This is a genomic window from Enterobacter adelaidei, assembly GCF_041937165.1.
Classification (GTDB): Bacteria; Pseudomonadota; Gammaproteobacteria; order Enterobacterales; family Enterobacteriaceae; genus Enterobacter; species Enterobacter adelaidei.
In genome coordinates, this window is record NZ_CP154353.1 from 1819551 (window position 1) to 1835644 (window position 16094).

Sequence of the window (16094 nt, forward strand, 5' to 3'; positions counted from 1 at the left end):
ACAATGTTTAACGGGGCGTGATCTCCCGGTCACGCCCGGCGAGCATACCGCAGATGGCCATGACCACCGCAGCCAACGCGCAGCCCAGAAGTGGGATGCGCCAGTCTCCCGCAGTATCGTGAATTTTTCCCATCAATGGTGGACCGCAGGCAGCGAGCAGATAGCCAATTGACTGCGCCATACCGGATAACGCCGCAGCCTGGTGTGCAGAGCTGGCGCGCAGGCCGATGAACGTCAGGCCGAGGATCATCGTTGCGCCGGTGCCAAAGCCGAACACCAGTGTCCACAGGACTGCCATCTCAGGTACGAACCACAATCCTGCCGCGCTGACTGCACACATCAGGGCCACAACCCCGGCGATTATCCGCTGATCCTTCAGACGATGGAGGATCAACGGCACAGCAAGACCTGGTACGGCGGTGGCGAGCTGTAACAGACCATGCACCGAGCCGGCCTGTGCTTCGCTGTATCCGTGGCTGAGTAATATCGCCGGCAGCCAGCCGATGATAACGTAGTAAATCAGCGAGTTAATCCCCAAAAACAGCGTCACCTGCCAGGCGAGAGCAGAGCGCCAGATCGCGCGATTATGCAACGCCCCAGCGCCCGTTACCGTCGCGACGTGTTTCTGACGCCACTGTGGCAGCCAGAGCAGCAGTGCAATCAGGGGAAACACCATCAGCATCAGCAGTGCGCCATGCCAGCCAGCGTCACCTTGTGCCAGAGGAACAATCAGCGCAGAGCCTAACGCCGCAGAGACTCCCATCGTCAGGGAATAGGCCCCGGTGAGACGGGCTACCTGACCTGGAAAATCACGTTTAATTAATCCCGGCAGCAGAACATTCCCCAGCGCAATACCGCAGCCAATTACCGCCGTACCCATGAAAAGCAACGTTGCCGAGGGCAGGGAGCGAACCGCAATCCCGGCGCAAATCAGCAGCAGGGCGATAAACAGGCTTCGCTCCATGCCGATACGCCGGGCGACACCTGCGGCGAGCGGGGAGACAAGCGCAAAAGCCAGCAGAGGCAGGGTGGTCAGCAGACCGGTTTGTGCCGTGCTTAAGCCATAATCAAGGCGAATAGCGTCGAGCAGCGGGGCTGCCCCGGTGAAGGTAACGCGCAGCGTGGTGGCAATCATCAGGATGCCTGCAATCAACAGCGCGCTTTGTTTTCCAGAGATGCGAATAGCAGTTGTCATTGTGTTCTCATACGTTCAAGCGAGGGAACACAATACCGATTTTCTCAGTGGTTGAAATCAGGCTAAAATGACAGTTTATCGCTAATATCGGACAACATGATGATCGGTCTGGGACTGGATGGCTACGATCCTGATAGCCAGCACGATGCGGCCATCGCGTTCCGCATCCGCGTGGTGGCGGAGGAACAATATATTCCATTGCATCATCACCGTAAGGGGCAGTTGATTCTGGCCCTTGGTGGTGCTATCACCTGCGAAGTGGAAAATGCCATGCTGATGGTACCGCCTCAGTATGCTGTCTGGATCCCCGGCCAGATGCCGCACAGTAACAGGGCTACGCCGGGAGCACAGCTCTGTTTTTTATTCATTGAACCCGGTGCTGCCAGTTTGCCCGATCGCTGCTGCACCCTGAAAATCTCTCCCCTGGTACGGGAACTGATTTTATCTCTGGCAGAAAAGTCGCGTGAACAGCTTCATCTTGCGGCTACGTCACGCCTGGTGGATGTCTTATTTGATGAACTGCCGCTGCAGCGTCAGGAGCATTTGCAGTTACCCGTTTCACCTCATCCCAAAATCCGGCTGATGAGTGAAAAGATGGCGGAAGAACCTGCCGCCTGGCAGACGCTGGCACAGTGGGCGAGCCACTTTGCCATGAGCGAACGCAATCTGGCGCGGCTGGTGGTGAAAGAAACCGGTTTAAGCTTTCGCCGCTGGCGTCATCAGCTGCAGCTAATTGTGGCGCTACAGCATTTGATTAGCGGGAAGTCGGTACAGCAGGTGGCACAGACACTGGGCTATGACTCTACCACCGCATTTATCACCATGTTCAGGAAGGGGCTTGGCCAGACACCGGCACGTTATATGGCTAACCTGACTACGACTTCCCAATAAACAGTGAGACCAGCCCCGCTGCAATCAGCGGGCCCACTGGCACGCCGCGAAACAGCGCTACACCCAGCACAGTTCCCACCAGCAGACCCGCCACCAGCGAGGGCTGACTGCTCATCAGCGTGACGCCACGCCCCCCCAACCACGAGACAAAAATACCGACCGCAATCGCCACCAGCGATTTCCAGTTTACAAACGAGTGCAGCAGCGTTGAGGCAGGCAGCGTACCGCTGGCAATGGGAGCCATCACACCAATGGTAAGTATGATTATCCCGATAGTGAGGCCTTGTTTTTCTATCCACGGGAAAAAGGTGTTTAAGGGCGTCACGCGCACGATGATAAGCACCAGAATCGAGATGGCGACGGTGGTGTTATGGCTGATAAAGCCGAGCGCGGCGAGCGCCAGAAGAATGAGCAGAGTAGGGTCAAACATAGGGAATCCTTGCCAAAAAAATCATCCTGCTTACTTTACGCGGAAAAACGGCGGAGGACAGTTTTTAAAAGATCTCATCACTGTCATAACCTTGTCATTTACGCGGATTAAAACGAAGACAGAAATCGCAAAAGGGGTCGCTATCATGAACGATCACATGTTTGTTGAGACGCTAATTATCTCATCGTCGTTTTTCGCAATTGCCGTTATTCTCGTTGCCTCTGTTCTGTTTCTGGAAAGAAAAGGCTGACAGAAATGCCAGCCTGTGTGATTAGGCCTTATGGAACGTCACAAGCTCAGGACGGGCGATACGCAGATAATCCTGGGTATCCATAATCACAGATTTATCCAGCAGACCGGCGTTGAACGCGATCTCGTCAAAACGCTCGAACAGCAGCGGGTCGGCAACCAGCGTCAGATCGGGATGGAAGCTGAAAGGCGGGATAGCGCCGAAAACGCAGGCGGTCAGAGTATCAACTTCGGCCGGGCTGGCGAGAGACGCTTTTAATCCGCCAAAATGGCTGGCAAGCTGGCTCAGGTCGGCCTGCAGATCGGCGGCCAGGATCGCCAGAACGTGTTTTTTTACACCGTTTCCCTTTACTTTGCAGACCAGAGCTTTAGCGCCTTGCCTGAGATCGGTCCCGCGAATTTCACTCACCGCCTCACATTTCCCGACCGCCTCGTGCTCCATGACGCGAAACCGCGCGCCCTGCTCGGTGAGTAAAGCGATCAGCTGCTGGTGAGTCCCTGTCCCAATAACGTCATCAGACATAACGATTTTCCCGGTGATAATTTAGTATGCAGTTTTCTACATTAGCACGGGATGAACGGGGTCGAAAGAAAACAGCCAGCGAATTCGCTGGCTGTAGGGTCAAGCATTGCTGGTTGCCGATTGCTTGTGGAACAGCTCCCTGAACACCGGATAGATGTCATCCTGGTCACGGATATGCTGCATGGCAAAGTTATCGAACATAGATTGCAGATGTTCATATTCCCGCCACAGGGTCTGGTGCGCACGACGGGTAATTTCGATATAGCTGTAGTAACGCACGACGGGCAGAATTTTCTTCGCCAGAATTTCATGACACAGCGGCGAGTCATCTGCCCAGTTATCGCCATCCGAGGCCTGCGCGGCATAAATGTTCCACTGCGCCGGGTCGTAACGCTCTTTTACCACTTCATCCATTAGCTTCAGTGCGCTTGATACAATGGTTCCCCCGGTCTCCTGGGAGTAGAAGAACTCATGCTCATCCACCTCTTTGGCCTGCGTGTGGTGGCGAATATAGACCACCTCCACGTTCTTATAGGTTCTGCTCAGGAACAGGTAGAGCAGAATATAAAAACGCTTCGCCATATCTTTGGTGGCCTGGTCCATTGAACCGGAGACGTCCATCAGACAGAACATCACGGCCTGGCTGGACGGCTCCGGACGTTTTTCGTAGTTCTTGTAGCGCAGGTCGAAGGTGTCGATAAACGGCACCCGATCGATCTTCGCCCTCAACTCAGCAATCTCTTTACGCAGGCGCTCCTCTTCCAGCAGTTGTGCCGGTTCCGTGTTTTCCACGACTTTCAGGTTGCTTTCGAGTTCGCGCAGTTCGCGACGTTTACCTGCCGTCATGGCCGTGCGTCGCGCCAGTGAATTCTGCAATGAACGCACGACGCTGATATTGGCGGGTACGCCATTGGCGGTATAGCCCGCGCGATGGGTTTTGTACTCGTTAAGCTGACGATGCTGATTCTTTCTCAGATTCGGCAGCGCCAGATCCTCAAACAGCAGGTCGAGATATTCATCTTTCGAAATCTGGAAGACAAACTCGTCCTGACCTTCACCATCCTGGCTGGCCTGTCCCTGACCGCTTCCTGAACCACCGCCGCCGCCCTGAGGACGCTCAATTCTGTCGTTCTGAACGAAGTGGTCATTACCTGGGTGTACGCGATGGCGCAGTCCGCCACGCCCCTGATGAAACATCGGTTCGCTGATGTCATCGGTAGGGATGGAGACAGATTCGCCGCTGTCGACGTCAGTCACCGAGCGTTTGTTGATGGCCTCGGAGATAGACTGTTTAATTTGCGCTTTATAACGGCGCAAGAAGCGCTGGCGGTTCACCGTGCTCTTGTTTTTGCCGTTAAGACGCCGGTCAATAAACCAGGTCATATACCCCCCGTACTGCATTTGCCAACTTGCATTTTGTAGGCCCGGTAAGCGCGAGTGCCTACCGGGCACTTGTTTTAAGACGATTTACGCACACGCAGATACCATTCGCAGAGCAGGCGAACCTGCTTGCGGGTGTAGCCTTTTTCCATCATACGGTCGACAAAGTCGTCGTGCTTTTTCTGCTCATCGGTTGAGGTTTTGGCGTTAAACGAAATAACCGGCAACAGCTCTTCGGTATTGGAGAACATTTTCTTCTCAATAACCGTGCGCAGTTTTTCGTAGCTGGTCCAGTTCGGGTTACGTCCGCTGTTATGCGCTCTGGCGCGCAGCACGAAGTTCACAATCTCGTTGCGGAAGTCTTTCGGGTTGCTGATCCCGGCAGGTTTCTCGATTTTTTCCAGCTCTGCGTTCAGGGATTCACGGTCAAACAACTGGCCGGTATCCGGGTCGCGGTACTCCTGATCCTGGATCCAGAAGTCAGCATAGGTGACATAACGGTCGAAAATGTTCTGCCCGTATTCTGAATAGGATTCCAGGTAGGCCGTCTGGATCTCTTTGCCAATGAACTCGGCGTATTTCGGGATCAGGTAGCCTTTCAGGAACTCAAGGTAGCGTTCAGCCTGTTCCTGCGGGAACTGCTCACGTTCGATTTGCTGTTCCAGTACATAGAACAGATGAACCGGGTTAGCGGCCACTTCCGCATGGTCGAAGTTAAAGACGCGGGAGAGGATCTTAAACGCGAAACGCGTAGACAGACCGTTCATCCCTTCGTCGACCCCGGCGTAATCACGGTATTCCTGATACGACTTCGCTTTCGGGTCGGTGTCTTTCAGGCTTTCACCATCGTAAACGCGCATTTTCGAGTAGATGCTGGAGTTTTCCGGCTCTTTCAGGCGCGACAGGATGGAGAAGCGTGAGAGGGTCTCCAGAGTACCGGGCGCGCAAGGGGCATGTACCAGCTCACTGTGGTTAAGCAGTTTCTCGTAAATTTTGATCTCTTCAGAGATCCGCAGGCAATAAGGCACTTTGACGATATAAACACGGTCAAGGAACGCCTCATTATTTTTGTTGTTACGGAAGGTCACCCATTCTGATTCGTTTGAGTGTGCCAGAATGATGCCGTTAAACGGCAGGGCGGAGATACCTTCCGTCCCGTTGTAGTTCCCTTCCTGGGTGGCCGTCAGCAGAGGATGCAGCACTTTAATCGGTGCTTTAAACATCTCTACGAATTCCATGATCCCCTGGTTTGACCGGCACAGGGCGCCAGAATAGCCATAGGCATCCGGGTCGTTTTGCGCAAAGTTTTCCAGCTTACGAATATCGACTTTCCCCACCAGGGCTGAGATGTCCTGGTTGTTCTCATCGCCGGGTTCCGTTTTGGCGATGGCAATCTGTTCCAGAATGGATGGCCACACTTTCACTACGCGGAATTTGGTAATGTCGCCACCAAACTCATGCAGACGTTTTGCCGCCCACGGCGACATAATAGTGCCAAGATAACGACGCGGGATGCCAAATTCTTTATCCAGAATTTGCGCATCTTCCTGCGGGTTAAACAGACACAGCGGATGGTCGTTTACCGGGCTGCGTTCTCCGTTCGCACTCAGCACATAAATAGGGACGCGCTGCATCAGTGATTTCAGGCGTTCAGCCAGAGATGATTTACCACCCCCCACTGGGCCCAGTAAATAGAGGATCTGTTTCTTCTCTTCCAGACCCTGGGCGGCATGCTTCAGATACGAGACAATCTGTTCGATGGCATCTTCCATACCATAGAACTCTTCAAACGCCGGATATCGGGCGACCACCCGATTCGAAAAGAGACGGGAAAGCCGGGGTTCCAGGGCAGTATCAACCATGTTTGGCTCACCAATAGCCATTAATAGCCGTTCTGCCGCATTGGCATAGGCACTGCGATCTTGCCGACAGATGGTAAGAAACTCCTGCAGTGTGAACTCTTCGTCCTTGGCAGCTTCATAGCGCTGGCGATAGTGATCGAATATATTCATGGCATGCCGTCCTTTCGTTTTTTAGCACAGGATAAGAGCCGTTCGTATGAGTAGTGGAGGCTCCCGGAAGAGAATCTCTCGCACCTCACTGCCAGAGCAGCAACCTGTGTGCCAGGTCAGACGCTAAGAACCGCAGGGTGTTCAGGAAAACTCTTCTTAAATTAAAGCGTAGATGGCATTTGCAAAACTTGCATGCCGATAAAATCTAATTTCAATGACATATCAATAACTCATCCAAAAATTTCCATTGCCGATATAAGTCATAAGGGCATTCTTCACCTGGTGGTCATATAAATGAAAACGGCCTGTCATCTGAAAAATGAAAAATAACGGGTTAATCAAAGTGATTAGCAGGCAAAAAATTTGGGGAAGTACGGGTCTGGCGGTTACACTTCACCCGCTGATTATTTGACTACAGGAAAGAATGGATTGTGACCAAACTCAAACTTCTGGCATTAGGCGTACTCGCCGTAACCGCAGTTAGCACCGCACAGGCGGAAAGTCAGTGGACGGTTGGGGCGGGCGTTGGCGTCATTAACAGCCCATACAAACAGTATGACCGTGATCTTTACCCCGTTCCGGTTGTCACCTATGAAGGCGATAATTTCTGGTTCCGCGGTTTGGGCGGCGGCTATTATCTGTGGAACGATACGGCTGATAAGCTCTCGATCATGGCCTACTACGATCCGACGCACTTCAAACCAGGTGACAGTGACAGTCACGCCTTGCGTCAGCTCGACAAGCGTAAGAGCACCATGATGGCCGGTCTCTCTTATGTGCATAACACCCAGTATGGCTTCCTGCGTACCGCGCTGGCGGGAGATACACTGGATAACAGCAACGGCTTTATCTGGGATCTGGCGTGGCTTTATCGCTACACCAACGGTGCGCTGACCCTGACGCCAGGTATTGGTGTGCAGTACAACAGTGAGAACTACAACGACTACTACTATGGCGTTTCTAAAAACGAGTCCCGTCGTAGCGGTCTGAAAAGCTACAGCGCAGATGATGGTTGGGATCCGTACCTGGAGCTGACCGCGAGCTACAACTTCCTCGGTGACTGGAACGTATACGGTACTGGTCGTTACGAGCGTCTGAGCGACGAAGTGAAAGATAGCCCAATGGTCGACAAGTCCTGGGCAGGCATTTTCTCTGTTGGTGTGACCTACAAGTTCTGATTGTGCATTAATACGGTGCAGTCAGTGCATCAAAACGGGGCGCAAGCGCCCCGTTTGCTTTATCGTGGTGCAACCAGATTAACGCTTAACAATGCGAATGGTTTGCCCTAAACGAGATGGTTTTTCTTCGCTGGCTTTCTGCGGCGTCGTCACGCAAGCCGTTTCTACGCAGACGAAGGTTTTGTAACCATCGTCTGGAACGTCAGCCATGCTAACAGAAAGTGCTGGACCTGGGTTCCAGCCCACTACGTCGCTGTGATGGTGGTGAACCACTTCAATTCCGCGGTTCAGGGCTCCGTCATGGATCACGCTGCACGCTTCCGGATGCTGATATACGCGGTCGGTACGATCAGGGAACGTTTGTACCCCGTCGCTGAGCTTGCCTTCTTTGGCGTTGTCCACTTTGTCGATAAAGGTATCGCCAAGACCGCTCACCTTCACTGCGTTGATATCACCCACGTTGAAATAGGTGTGCAGGGCAGAGGTGGTTTCGAACTCGCCATGGGCTTCCAGTTCAATTTCACAGGTTTTAGCCAGCTTAAAGCGGGCGTAAAGGGTGAAATCGTGCGGCCAGAGGGCGCGGGTTTCATCATTAGCCTGCAGCTCAAAGGTCAGCACTGCGCCGTTGTCATCTTCATTATGCGCTTTCAGCGTCCACTGCTGGTTACGGGCAAAACCGTGAGAAGGCAAACCCGGTTGCGCGGACGGGCCGAACCACGGCCAGCAGATCGGCACGCCACCACGGATCGCGGCCCCTTTTTTGAAAGAGGTTGCATCACTCAGCCACAAACCTTCAACTTCTCCTTCAGGTTTCCAGGAGAGGAGGTGGGCGCCGTTCAGCGCTACGGAGGCTTTTACGCGCGGATGGTCAACGACGATAATATCGGCACCGTCGATCTGACGGCGGGAGAGCACAGGGGTAAGTTGTTCGACTACCGGAAGTGCAAAAATTTTATTAATCATTACGCAATCCTCTGTCTTTAAAGCAATAAAAAAGGCGACCGTAGTCGCCTTTTTGGATCAAGCACTCATCCCAACTTATTTGGAGATGTGAGCGATCAGGTCCAGTACTTTGTTAGAGTAGCCGGTTTCGTTGTCGTACCAGGATACCAGTTTAACGAAGTTATCGTTCAGTGCGATACCAGCTTTAGCATCGAACACAGAAGTGCACACTTCGCCGTTGAAATCGGTAGATACAACGTCGTCTTCGGTGTAGCCCAGAACGCCTTTCATTGCGCCTTCGGAAGCAGCTTTGATTGCTTTCTTAATTTCTTCATAAGAAGCAGCTTTTTCCAGACGAACGGTCAGGTCAACAACGGATACGTTAGGAGTTGGAACGCGGAACGCCATACCAGTCAGTTTGCCATTCAGTTCTGGCAGTACTTTACCTACAGCTTTAGCAGCACCGGTAGAGGATGGGATGATGTTCTGAGCCGCGCCACGGCCGCCACGCCAGTCTTTGTGAGACGGGCCATCAACGGTTTTCTGAGTAGCGGTGGTCGCGTGAACAGTAGTCATCAGACCTTCGATGATGCCGAAGTTGTCGTTGATAACTTTAGCCAGCGGTGCCAGGCAGTTGGTGGTGCAGGATGCGTTAGACACGATATCCTGGCCAGCGTAAGTTTCGAAGTTTGCACCACGAACGAACATTGGGGTGTTGTCTTTGGAAGGACCAGTCAGAACAACTTTCTTCGCACCCGCGGTAATGTGTTTACGCGCAGTTTCGTCGGTCAGGAAGATACCGGTTGCTTCAGCAACAACGTCAACACCGATTTCGTTCCATTTCAGGTTAGCTGGGTCTTTCTCAGCAGTAACGCGGATGGTTTTGCCGTTAACAACCAGGTGGCCGTCTTTCACTTCAACGGTGCCGTCGAAACGACCGTGAGTTGAGTCGTACTTCAGCATGTACGCCATGTATTCAGCGTCCAGGAGATCGTTGATACCAACGATTTCGATGTCAGAACGTTTCTGAGCAGCACGGAAAACAATACGGCCGATACGGCCAAAACCGTTGATACCTACTTTGATAGTCATATATTCCACCAGCTATTTGTTAGTGAATAAAAGGTTGCCTGTAAAATTACAAAAACCTTACGCAGCGTCAAGCGGAATCGTGTCAATCATTGCGACAAATCAATCCTGTGACTAACGTTTGTGCGACTGACTCGCCTCACTTTCCCTTTGAGCTTGCAACCAAATGGGGGCTGCGCCCGGGATTTTAAAGTCCTCACAGGATAAAAATGTGAACAAGATCACAATTGCCTGACCGCTTTTTCGCGACACATAAGTTTAGAACAAAAGTGCACGCAAGGGTGTTAATGTTTTGTTAGAATCCGGGTTAAAAGATGTCTGTTTCTACAGCGAGATGTAAGCATATGTCGAACCAACGTAACCCTGACGATTTGAAAAAAAACCTCACAGAAATGCAGTTTTACGTGACCCAGAATTACGGAACAGAACCGCCATTCACCGGGCGTTTACTGCACAACAAGCGAGACGGCGTCTACCACTGTCTGGTCTGCGATGCCCCACTGTTCAATTCCCAAACGAAATTTGATTCCGGCTGCGGCTGGCCGAGCTTTTATGAGCCGGTAAGCGATGACGCAATCCGCTATCTGACAGATTCCTCACACGGCATGGTGCGCACCGAAATTCGTTGTGGAAACTGCGACGCGCACCTTGGTCATGTCTTCCCGGATGGCCCTCAGCCAACGGGTGAACGTTTCTGTGTGAACTCAGCCTCTATGAGCTTTACTGATGACGAAAACGGCGACCAGATCAAAGGTTGAAAAAACGATTCAGCAAATTATTCCTTTGAAAAGGAGAGATCGTGAATATTGATGACATGATTAACGGTATGACGCCGGAAATTTATCAGCGTCTGGTTACCGCCGTAGAACTGGGAAAATGGCCTGATGGCGTTGCGCTTACCCCGGATCAAAAAGAGAACAGTTTGCAACTGGTGATGTTGTGGCAGGCGCGCAATAACACGGATGCGCAGCACATGACTATCGACACTCAGGGTCAGATGGTGATGAAGAGTAAGCGCGAATTGAAAGAAGACTTTGGTATCACGCCGAAGCCGATTGCGACAATGAAAATGCAATAACGGTGCGCCTCACCCAGCCCTCTCCCACAGGGAGAGGGCTTGATTGACTCACTACTTGTGTGGGATCCCGAGCGACTCCGCCAGCTGTTTCGCTAGCAGGTTTTCGTCGTCAGCCCCGTACTCCCAGAACATCGCCCCGGCGAGACCTTTCTCTTTGATGTAGTCCGCTTTGATTGCAACGGAACGCGGGTTCTCATAGGAAATCGCAAACAGCGCGTTGCCATCGGCACCCTTCACCGAAAGCCACGGTACTTTCGCCTGATCGTCCCAGTGCTCGGTAAAACGCTTCTGCGGATCGTTCAACAGCTTCTTCACGATATCGTTGTACTTCACGTAAGTATCTTTGGTCAGGTCGTAGCCGAGAGACTTAAATAACCCGATCTCCTGAGTCCCAAAGTACGGCTGGGTCACTGGATTTTTTTGTGCGTCCGGTTTGCTCCAGTCGATACCTGGATCAACAGAGCGTTTCGGCACGCGGCCATAGAAACCGATCCCAAGGTTCATTTGCTGTGGCTTTAACCCGGCGGCAAGATAGTTGTTCACCACAAAATCGACGCTGTACTTGTCTGCGGCAGCCACCGTTGGCCAGGCGCTGGAATCATACAGATTGGCGTTGAAGTACTGTGTACCGTACGCCATGTCATAGGTCATCAGGTTGATGTAGTCGAGCAGGGGAGCGATGGCTTTCACATCCACCCAGCTTTTCGGACTTTCCGCATTGGCGCCTACCGCAATGGTAACCAGTTTTTTGTGCCCGAAGGCATTGCGCATCTCTTTCAGCAGGGCGGTGAAATTATCCCTGTCGGCAGGCGTACTGGCAACCAGCCCCCAGGCGCCGTTGACCGGATACTCCCAGTCGAGATCGATCCCGTCCAGACCGTATTTGTCGACAATCTCCTGTGCGGAGCGGATAAATACCGCGCGCGTTTCTTTGGTTGCCGCGGCGCCAGAGAAGCCACGCGCCCCCCAGCCGCCAACGGAGAGTAGCACTTTGAGGTTCGGGTTTTGTTTTCGCAGGGCAGGGATGAGGGCCAGATCGGACGCCACTTTTGGCGATAGCCAGATCTGATACAGCTTCGCCGGATCTTTCAGCGCAGCGTTGGTTTCGTCTTTTTCGTCGTTATAGACCAGACCGAACGAGTAGTTGAGGTGGGTGATCTGGCGAACGTCCAGTTTATTGATATCACCACCCGGTCCGGCGGTGACATCTCCACCCCCGTTAAAGTAGCCCACGGACATCAGGGGTGCGGCGGAAGCAAGTGACGCGCAAAGCAAGGGTAATGCTGCCAGCAAGGGCAAACGTTTCATACAAGTTCCTCTTTGACTTAATAAAATTAACCACGCCACGGAAAAGGCGTGGCGAAAAAACAACCTGAGGAGAATAGCATTGCCGCTTCGCTGAGGATGCGAGGGAGTTCACTTTATGGACGATCGGAGGGGGGATTGCCGGGTGGCGCAACCGCCACCCGGCTAAAAGGACTACGCCTGCGTTTCCAGCCAGTCTTCGAGCGTATACAGCGTCGCGCCTTCCGCTGCCATATCCATAAACGCCTGAGCGCTGTCCTGCAGTTGAATGTTCACCCCGCGGCAGCCGTCGGTGATGACGTTGACCTTATAACCTAACTGGAGGGCGTCCAGCACGGTGAACTTCACGCAGTAATCCGTTGCCAGACCCAGCACGATCAGCTCCGTGATTTCGTGGTGACGTAACCACGCGTCCAGCGCTGTTTTCTGGCGATGCCCGTTATCGAAAAACGCGCTATAGCTGTCGATAGCCGAGTTTTCCCCTTTATGGAACACCGCGTCGATGGCCTTCTGATTCAGGAGCGGATGCAACGCCGCACCTTCCGTCTGCTGCACGCAGTGATCCGGCCAGAAGGTTTGCGCCAGGCCGTCAAGTTCACCCTGGCTGAACGGCTCTACGTTGTGCTGACTGGCAAAACTACCGTGATTCGCCGGGTGCCAGTCCTGGCTTGCGACAACCGCTTCACCGCGAGCTTTGCACCAGTCAATCAGCGTGTTTGCCACGTCAATGGTGCTGTCACCTTCGGCGACGGCCAGCGCACCGCCCGCGCAGAAATCATTTTGCAAATCGACCAGTAGCAGGGCGCGTTGCTTCATGAGCACTCCTTATTCGTCCGGGGTCAGTTCGCCGCGCAGGTTTTGCATCATCGCGCTGCGAATGGACTGAATGTCCAGATCCTGACTCAGTAAATAGTGAAGTTTAGTCAGCGTTGCCTCAACGGTCATATCGAAGCCGCTGATCACACCAGCATGCGCCAGCGCGTTGCCGGTGGCATAGCCGCCCATATTCACTTTACCGGACATACACTGGGTCAGGTTCACGACCACAATTCCGCGCTCGCTGGCTTCCTGAAGCTCTTTCAGGAACTCGCCGTTCTGCGGCGCATTGCCCACGCCATAGGAGCGTAAAATTAGCGCTTTTACTGGCTGACGCAGGAAGTTGCGCACCACGTCGGCGGAGATACCCGGATAAATGGTGACCACGCCAATCGGTTGCGGAGTAATCGGATGCACAATCAGCTCGCCGGCGGTGTTCGGTGCCGGAGGCGTTCCCAGACGACGGATATGAATACCGGCTTCCAGCAGCGGCTGCAGGTTAGGGGAGGCGAAGGCGTCAAAACCGTCGGCATGGGCTTTAGTGGTGCGGTTGCCGCGATACAGACGGTTATTAAAGAACAGCGACACTTCATTAATCGGGTAATTCGCCGCCACGTACAGGGAGTTAAGCAGGTTGATCTGCCCGTCAGAGCGAAGCTCCGCCAGCGGGATTTGCGACCCGGTGACGATAACCGGCTTGCTCAGGTTCTCCAGCATGAAGGAGAGCGCCGAGGCGGTGAACGCCATGGTGTCAGTGCCGTGCAGGATCACGAAACCGTCGTACTGGTCGTAATGGGCTTTAATGTCATCCGCGATGTGCTGCCAGTCTTCCGGCGTCATGTCGGAGGAGTCCATCAGCGGCTCGTATTCGTGGATAGTAAAGTCAGGCATTTCCGGACGGTGGAATTCTGGCATCAACGCAAGCTGACGCTGAAGGTGGCCGGAGACAGGGATATAGCCGTTTTCAGAGCGCTGCATACCGATGGTACCGCCAGTGTAGGCTACATAAATCGATTTCTTCTGCATGGTAGTGAGTTCTTGTTCTTCAAAAGAAAAAAATCCCCTCTTCGCAGGAAGAGGGGACGGTTTTTAACGGACGTTCGCGCAGGTCAGGCAAAACGCGTAACGACTCTGTGGATCGTTAAAGGCCGCGAGCTTATCGCTCTCTGCTTTCATCGCTTTGGCGGCAGTCACCACTGGCGCAGGCAGGTACGCCTGCAATGCCTCAGGCAACATGGCGCGAACCGAGCCGGACATACTGTTCATCACCAGATCAAAGAACGACGGTTCATCCTGGTAATACTCAACATGCCACTGCTTGAGCTTCGCCAGCTCAGCGGCTTTCTTCACCGCGTCATCGAAGTCGCCCAGGCTGTCGACCAGGCCGTTGCTCTTCGCATCCTGACCGGTCCAGACGTGACCCTGTGCAATCTGGTCTATCTGGTCCGGCGTCTTTTTACGGGAATCTGCCACCAGAGTGATAAAGCGTTTGTAGCCATTCTCAATACTGAGCTGCATCATCTCAGAAACTTCCGGCGGCAGGGATTTGGTCACCGATACATCCGCCAGCGGAGAGGTGGCAACGCCATCGGTGTGCACACCCAGCGAATCCAGACTGTTTTCCACGGTGTTGATCACCCCGAAGATGCCAATCGAGCCGGTCAGCGTGCTTGGGTTGGCCACGATGTAGTTGGCTGGCGTTGAGATCCAGTAACCGCCAGAGGCGGCCATTCCACCCATTGATACGACGACCGGCTTGCCAGCGGCACGCGCTGCTGCCAGTTCAGCGCGGATCACCTCTGAAGCACTGACGCTGCCCCCAGGGCTGTTCACCCGCAGGACGATCGCTTTCACTTTCGGATCCAGGCGAGCATCGCGGATTTGTGACGCGGTAGTATCACCGCCCACGTTACCCGGGGTCTCCTGACCGTCCATGATGGCGCCGTTGGCAAACACCACGGCGACGCTGTCACCGCTGTCATCCGGCTTTTTCGTTGAGTAATCATACATGCTGATGGCGCTGTAATTTTTATCCTCTTTGCTCCAGCCAAACTGCTTGCTCAGGGATTTTTCAATCTCGGCACTCGTGCCCAGAGCATCAACCAGTTTGTTATCAAGCGCATATTTCGCGGTATCACCGTCAACCTTGCGCAGGCCGTCCAGCACGCCCTGCGCGCCAGGGAACACCTGCTCCGGTGTAATCTGGCGGTTCGCGGCAACGGTGCCCAGATAGTTCTGCCACAGCTCGCCAATCCAGCGGCTGTCGGCTTCACGGGCGGCAGGGGACATATCATCGCGAATAAATGGCTCAACGGCAGATTTATAGGTACCGACGCGGAAGACGTGGGTGGTGACTTTCAGCTTGTCGAGAAGGGATTTGTAGTACAGACCATTGGTGGCAAAGCCGTGCAGATCCACCGTGCCCTGCGGGGAGAGCCAGATTTTATTAGCAAAGCTCGCCAGGTAATACTGCCCCTGGCTGTAGCTGTCCCCTACGGCAATCACCGGCTTGCCGCTGTCGCGGAATTCGCGGAGGGCTTTACCGATGTACTGCATGGATGGCTGATCGCCTCCGGCAAAATCTTTCAGATCCAGCACGATCCCCGTGATGTTACGGTCGTCTTTCGCCTGACGAATGGTATCGACAATATCAAACAGGGAGTTTTCCTGCAGGCGGTCTGAGGTTGCGCCAAACAGCTGGCGACCAATCACGCTCAGGCGACTGCTTGTGGACGGCTTATCAACAATCACACCGGTGATATCGAGTAATAGCGCGCCGCGCGTTGAATGCTGAGCCTGATTTGCACTACTGATGTGCATCCAGATGCCCGCGCAAACCAGAACCAGGAAGATGAAGAAGATATTCATCACCAGGTTGCGGACGAAGTTGAGCAGTCTCCACGTCCATTTAAAGAAACCGGCAAAGATTCGCCAAAGGGTTCGCATGTATTCTCCCTAACCAGAAAATGACTGTTTCCGTCGCCACTGGACGGTAATGTTGGGTTA

16 protein-coding genes are annotated in these 16094 nt (G+C 53.5%); 5 read left to right on the forward strand and 11 right to left on the reverse strand.

The window, feature by feature from the left end:
* Positions 1 to 7: 7 nt before the first annotated feature.
* The gene (locus tag AAHF05_RS08905) at positions 8 to 1195 is read right to left on the reverse strand and encodes a CynX/NimT family MFS transporter (protein WP_129324490.1); all 1188 of its coding nucleotides are present in this window, start codon (positions 1193 to 1195) and stop codon (positions 8 to 10) included.
* Between the two features lie 99 nt (positions 1196 to 1294).
* Here AAHF05_RS08905 and AAHF05_RS08910 point away from each other — a divergent pair, with 99 nt between their 5' ends.
* A complete protein-coding gene (locus AAHF05_RS08910) occupies positions 1295 to 2086 on the forward strand; it encodes a helix-turn-helix transcriptional regulator (RefSeq protein WP_028018996.1) in 792 nt (263 codons plus the stop codon).
* Here the strand turns inward: AAHF05_RS08910 and AAHF05_RS08915 are convergent.
* The gene (locus AAHF05_RS08915; RefSeq protein WP_008500737.1) at positions 2070 to 2516 is read right to left on the reverse strand and encodes a DUF441 domain-containing protein; all 447 of its coding nucleotides are present in this window, start codon (positions 2514 to 2516) and stop codon (positions 2070 to 2072) included. The two genes, AAHF05_RS08910 and AAHF05_RS08915, sit on opposite strands and share 17 nt — an antisense overlap.
* Before the next feature lie 145 nt (positions 2517 to 2661).
* Between AAHF05_RS08915 and yoaI the strand changes: the two genes are divergently transcribed.
* Positions 2662 to 2766: a small membrane protein YoaI gene (yoaI, locus tag AAHF05_RS08920; protein ID WP_010430055.1), complete on the forward strand. Its 105-nt coding sequence runs from the start codon at positions 2662 to 2664 to the stop codon at positions 2764 to 2766.
* Between the two features lie 21 nt (positions 2767 to 2787).
* Here yoaI and AAHF05_RS08925 read toward each other — a convergent pair whose 3' ends face one another.
* The 3 genes from AAHF05_RS08925 to yeaG all read right to left on the reverse strand — a co-directional run bounded on the left by AAHF05_RS08925 (position 2788) and on the right by yeaG (position 6680).
* Entirely contained in the window at positions 2788 to 3288 is a 501-nt protein-coding gene (locus AAHF05_RS08925; protein WP_028018995.1) for a YbaK/prolyl-tRNA synthetase associated domain-containing protein, read from the reverse strand.
* Positions 3289 to 3387: 99 nt separating this feature from the next.
* Positions 3388 to 4671: a YeaH/YhbH family protein gene (locus AAHF05_RS08930; RefSeq protein ID WP_028018994.1), complete on the reverse strand. Its 1284-nt coding sequence runs from the start codon at positions 4669 to 4671 to the stop codon at positions 3388 to 3390.
* Positions 4672 to 4745: 74 nt separating this feature from the next.
* Positions 4746 to 6680, reverse strand: a complete 1935-nt coding sequence (yeaG, locus tag AAHF05_RS08935) for a protein kinase YeaG (RefSeq protein ID WP_028018993.1) — start codon at positions 6678 to 6680, stop codon at positions 4746 to 4748.
* A 431-nt stretch (positions 6681 to 7111) separates the two neighbouring features.
* Here yeaG and AAHF05_RS08940 point away from each other — a divergent pair, with 431 nt between their 5' ends.
* The gene (locus tag AAHF05_RS08940) at positions 7112 to 7858 is read left to right on the forward strand and encodes a MipA/OmpV family protein (RefSeq protein WP_028017180.1); all 747 of its coding nucleotides are present in this window, start codon (positions 7112 to 7114) and stop codon (positions 7856 to 7858) included.
* Positions 7859 to 7936: 78 nt separating this feature from the next.
* Here AAHF05_RS08940 and AAHF05_RS08945 read toward each other — a convergent pair whose 3' ends face one another.
* Both AAHF05_RS08945 and gapA read right to left on the reverse strand, forming a co-directional pair.
* Positions 7937 to 8821 (reverse strand): D-hexose-6-phosphate mutarotase, encoded by an 885-nt coding sequence (locus AAHF05_RS08945; RefSeq protein WP_108090178.1) that lies wholly within the window; start codon positions 8819 to 8821, stop codon positions 7937 to 7939.
* 75 nt (positions 8822 to 8896) lie between these two features.
* A complete protein-coding gene (gene gapA / locus AAHF05_RS08950) occupies positions 8897 to 9892 on the reverse strand; it encodes a glyceraldehyde-3-phosphate dehydrogenase (protein WP_014831506.1) in 996 nt (331 codons plus the stop codon).
* A 341-nt stretch (positions 9893 to 10233) separates the two neighbouring features.
* Between gapA and msrB the strand changes: the two genes are divergently transcribed.
* Together msrB and AAHF05_RS08960 are read left to right on the forward strand one after the other, a co-directional pair.
* On the forward strand, positions 10234 to 10647 hold the full coding sequence (gene msrB, locus AAHF05_RS08955; RefSeq protein WP_129324491.1) for a peptide-methionine (R)-S-oxide reductase MsrB: 414 nt from the start codon (positions 10234 to 10236) through the stop codon (positions 10645 to 10647).
* 41 nt (positions 10648 to 10688) lie between these two features.
* Entirely contained in the window at positions 10689 to 10967 is a 279-nt protein-coding gene (locus AAHF05_RS08960) for a YeaC family protein (protein WP_028017183.1), read from the forward strand.
* Positions 10968 to 11018: 51 nt separating this feature from the next.
* Here the strand turns inward: AAHF05_RS08960 and AAHF05_RS08965 are convergent, their stop codons facing one another.
* The 4 genes from AAHF05_RS08965 to sppA form a co-directional block, all read right to left on the reverse strand.
* Positions 11019 to 12275, reverse strand: coding sequence for a glycoside hydrolase family 18 protein (locus AAHF05_RS08965; protein WP_129324492.1), 1257 nt, complete (start codon positions 12273 to 12275; stop codon positions 11019 to 11021).
* A gap of 171 nt (positions 12276 to 12446) precedes the next feature.
* Positions 12447 to 13088, reverse strand: a complete 642-nt coding sequence (gene pncA, locus AAHF05_RS08970; RefSeq protein ID WP_129324493.1) for a bifunctional nicotinamidase/pyrazinamidase — start codon at positions 13086 to 13088, stop codon at positions 12447 to 12449.
* A 9-nt stretch (positions 13089 to 13097) separates the two neighbouring features.
* Positions 13098 to 14114 (reverse strand): asparaginase, encoded by a 1017-nt coding sequence (ansA, locus tag AAHF05_RS08975; protein ID WP_008500705.1) that lies wholly within the window; start codon positions 14112 to 14114, stop codon positions 13098 to 13100.
* 63 nt (positions 14115 to 14177) lie between these two features.
* Positions 14178 to 16034 (reverse strand): signal peptide peptidase SppA, encoded by a 1857-nt coding sequence (gene sppA, locus AAHF05_RS08980; RefSeq protein ID WP_129324494.1) that lies wholly within the window; start codon positions 16032 to 16034, stop codon positions 14178 to 14180.
* Between the last annotated feature and the right edge of the window lie 60 nt (positions 16035 to 16094).

Coding starts and splice junctions, on each gene's coding strand:
- AAHF05_RS08905 (WP_129324490.1), bottom strand. CDS start 1,195: ATGACAACTGCTATTCGCATCTCTGGAAAACAAAGCGCGCTGTTGATT.
- AAHF05_RS08910 (WP_028018996.1), top strand. CDS start 1,295: ATGATCGGTCTGGGACTGGATGGCTACGATCCTGATAGCCAGCACGAT.
- AAHF05_RS08915 (WP_008500737.1), bottom strand. CDS start 2,516: ATGTTTGACCCTACTCTGCTCATTCTTCTGGCGCTCGCCGCGCTCGGC.
- yoaI (WP_010430055.1), top strand. CDS start 2,662: ATGAACGATCACATGTTTGTTGAGACGCTAATTATCTCATCGTCGTTT.
- AAHF05_RS08925 (WP_028018995.1), bottom strand. CDS start 3,288: ATGTCTGATGACGTTATTGGGACAGGGACTCACCAGCAGCTGATCGCT.
- AAHF05_RS08930 (WP_028018994.1), bottom strand. CDS start 4,671: ATGACCTGGTTTATTGACCGGCGTCTTAACGGCAAAAACAAGAGCACG.
- yeaG (WP_028018993.1), bottom strand. CDS start 6,680: ATGAATATATTCGATCACTATCGCCAGCGCTATGAAGCTGCCAAGGAC.
- AAHF05_RS08945 (WP_108090178.1), bottom strand. CDS start 8,821: ATGATTAATAAAATTTTTGCACTTCCGGTAGTCGAACAACTTACCCCT.
- gapA (WP_014831506.1), bottom strand. CDS start 9,892: ATGACTATCAAAGTAGGTATCAACGGTTTTGGCCGTATCGGCCGTATT.
- msrB (WP_129324491.1), top strand. CDS start 10,234: ATGTCGAACCAACGTAACCCTGACGATTTGAAAAAAAACCTCACAGAA.
- AAHF05_RS08965 (WP_129324492.1), bottom strand. CDS start 12,275: ATGAAACGTTTGCCCTTGCTGGCAGCATTACCCTTGCTTTGCGCGTCA.
- pncA (WP_129324493.1), bottom strand. CDS start 13,088: ATGAAGCAACGCGCCCTGCTACTGGTCGATTTGCAAAATGATTTCTGC.
- ansA (WP_008500705.1), bottom strand. CDS start 14,114: ATGCAGAAGAAATCGATTTATGTAGCCTACACTGGCGGTACCATCGGT.
- sppA (WP_129324494.1), bottom strand. CDS start 16,034: ATGCGAACCCTTTGGCGAATCTTTGCCGGTTTCTTTAAATGGACGTGG.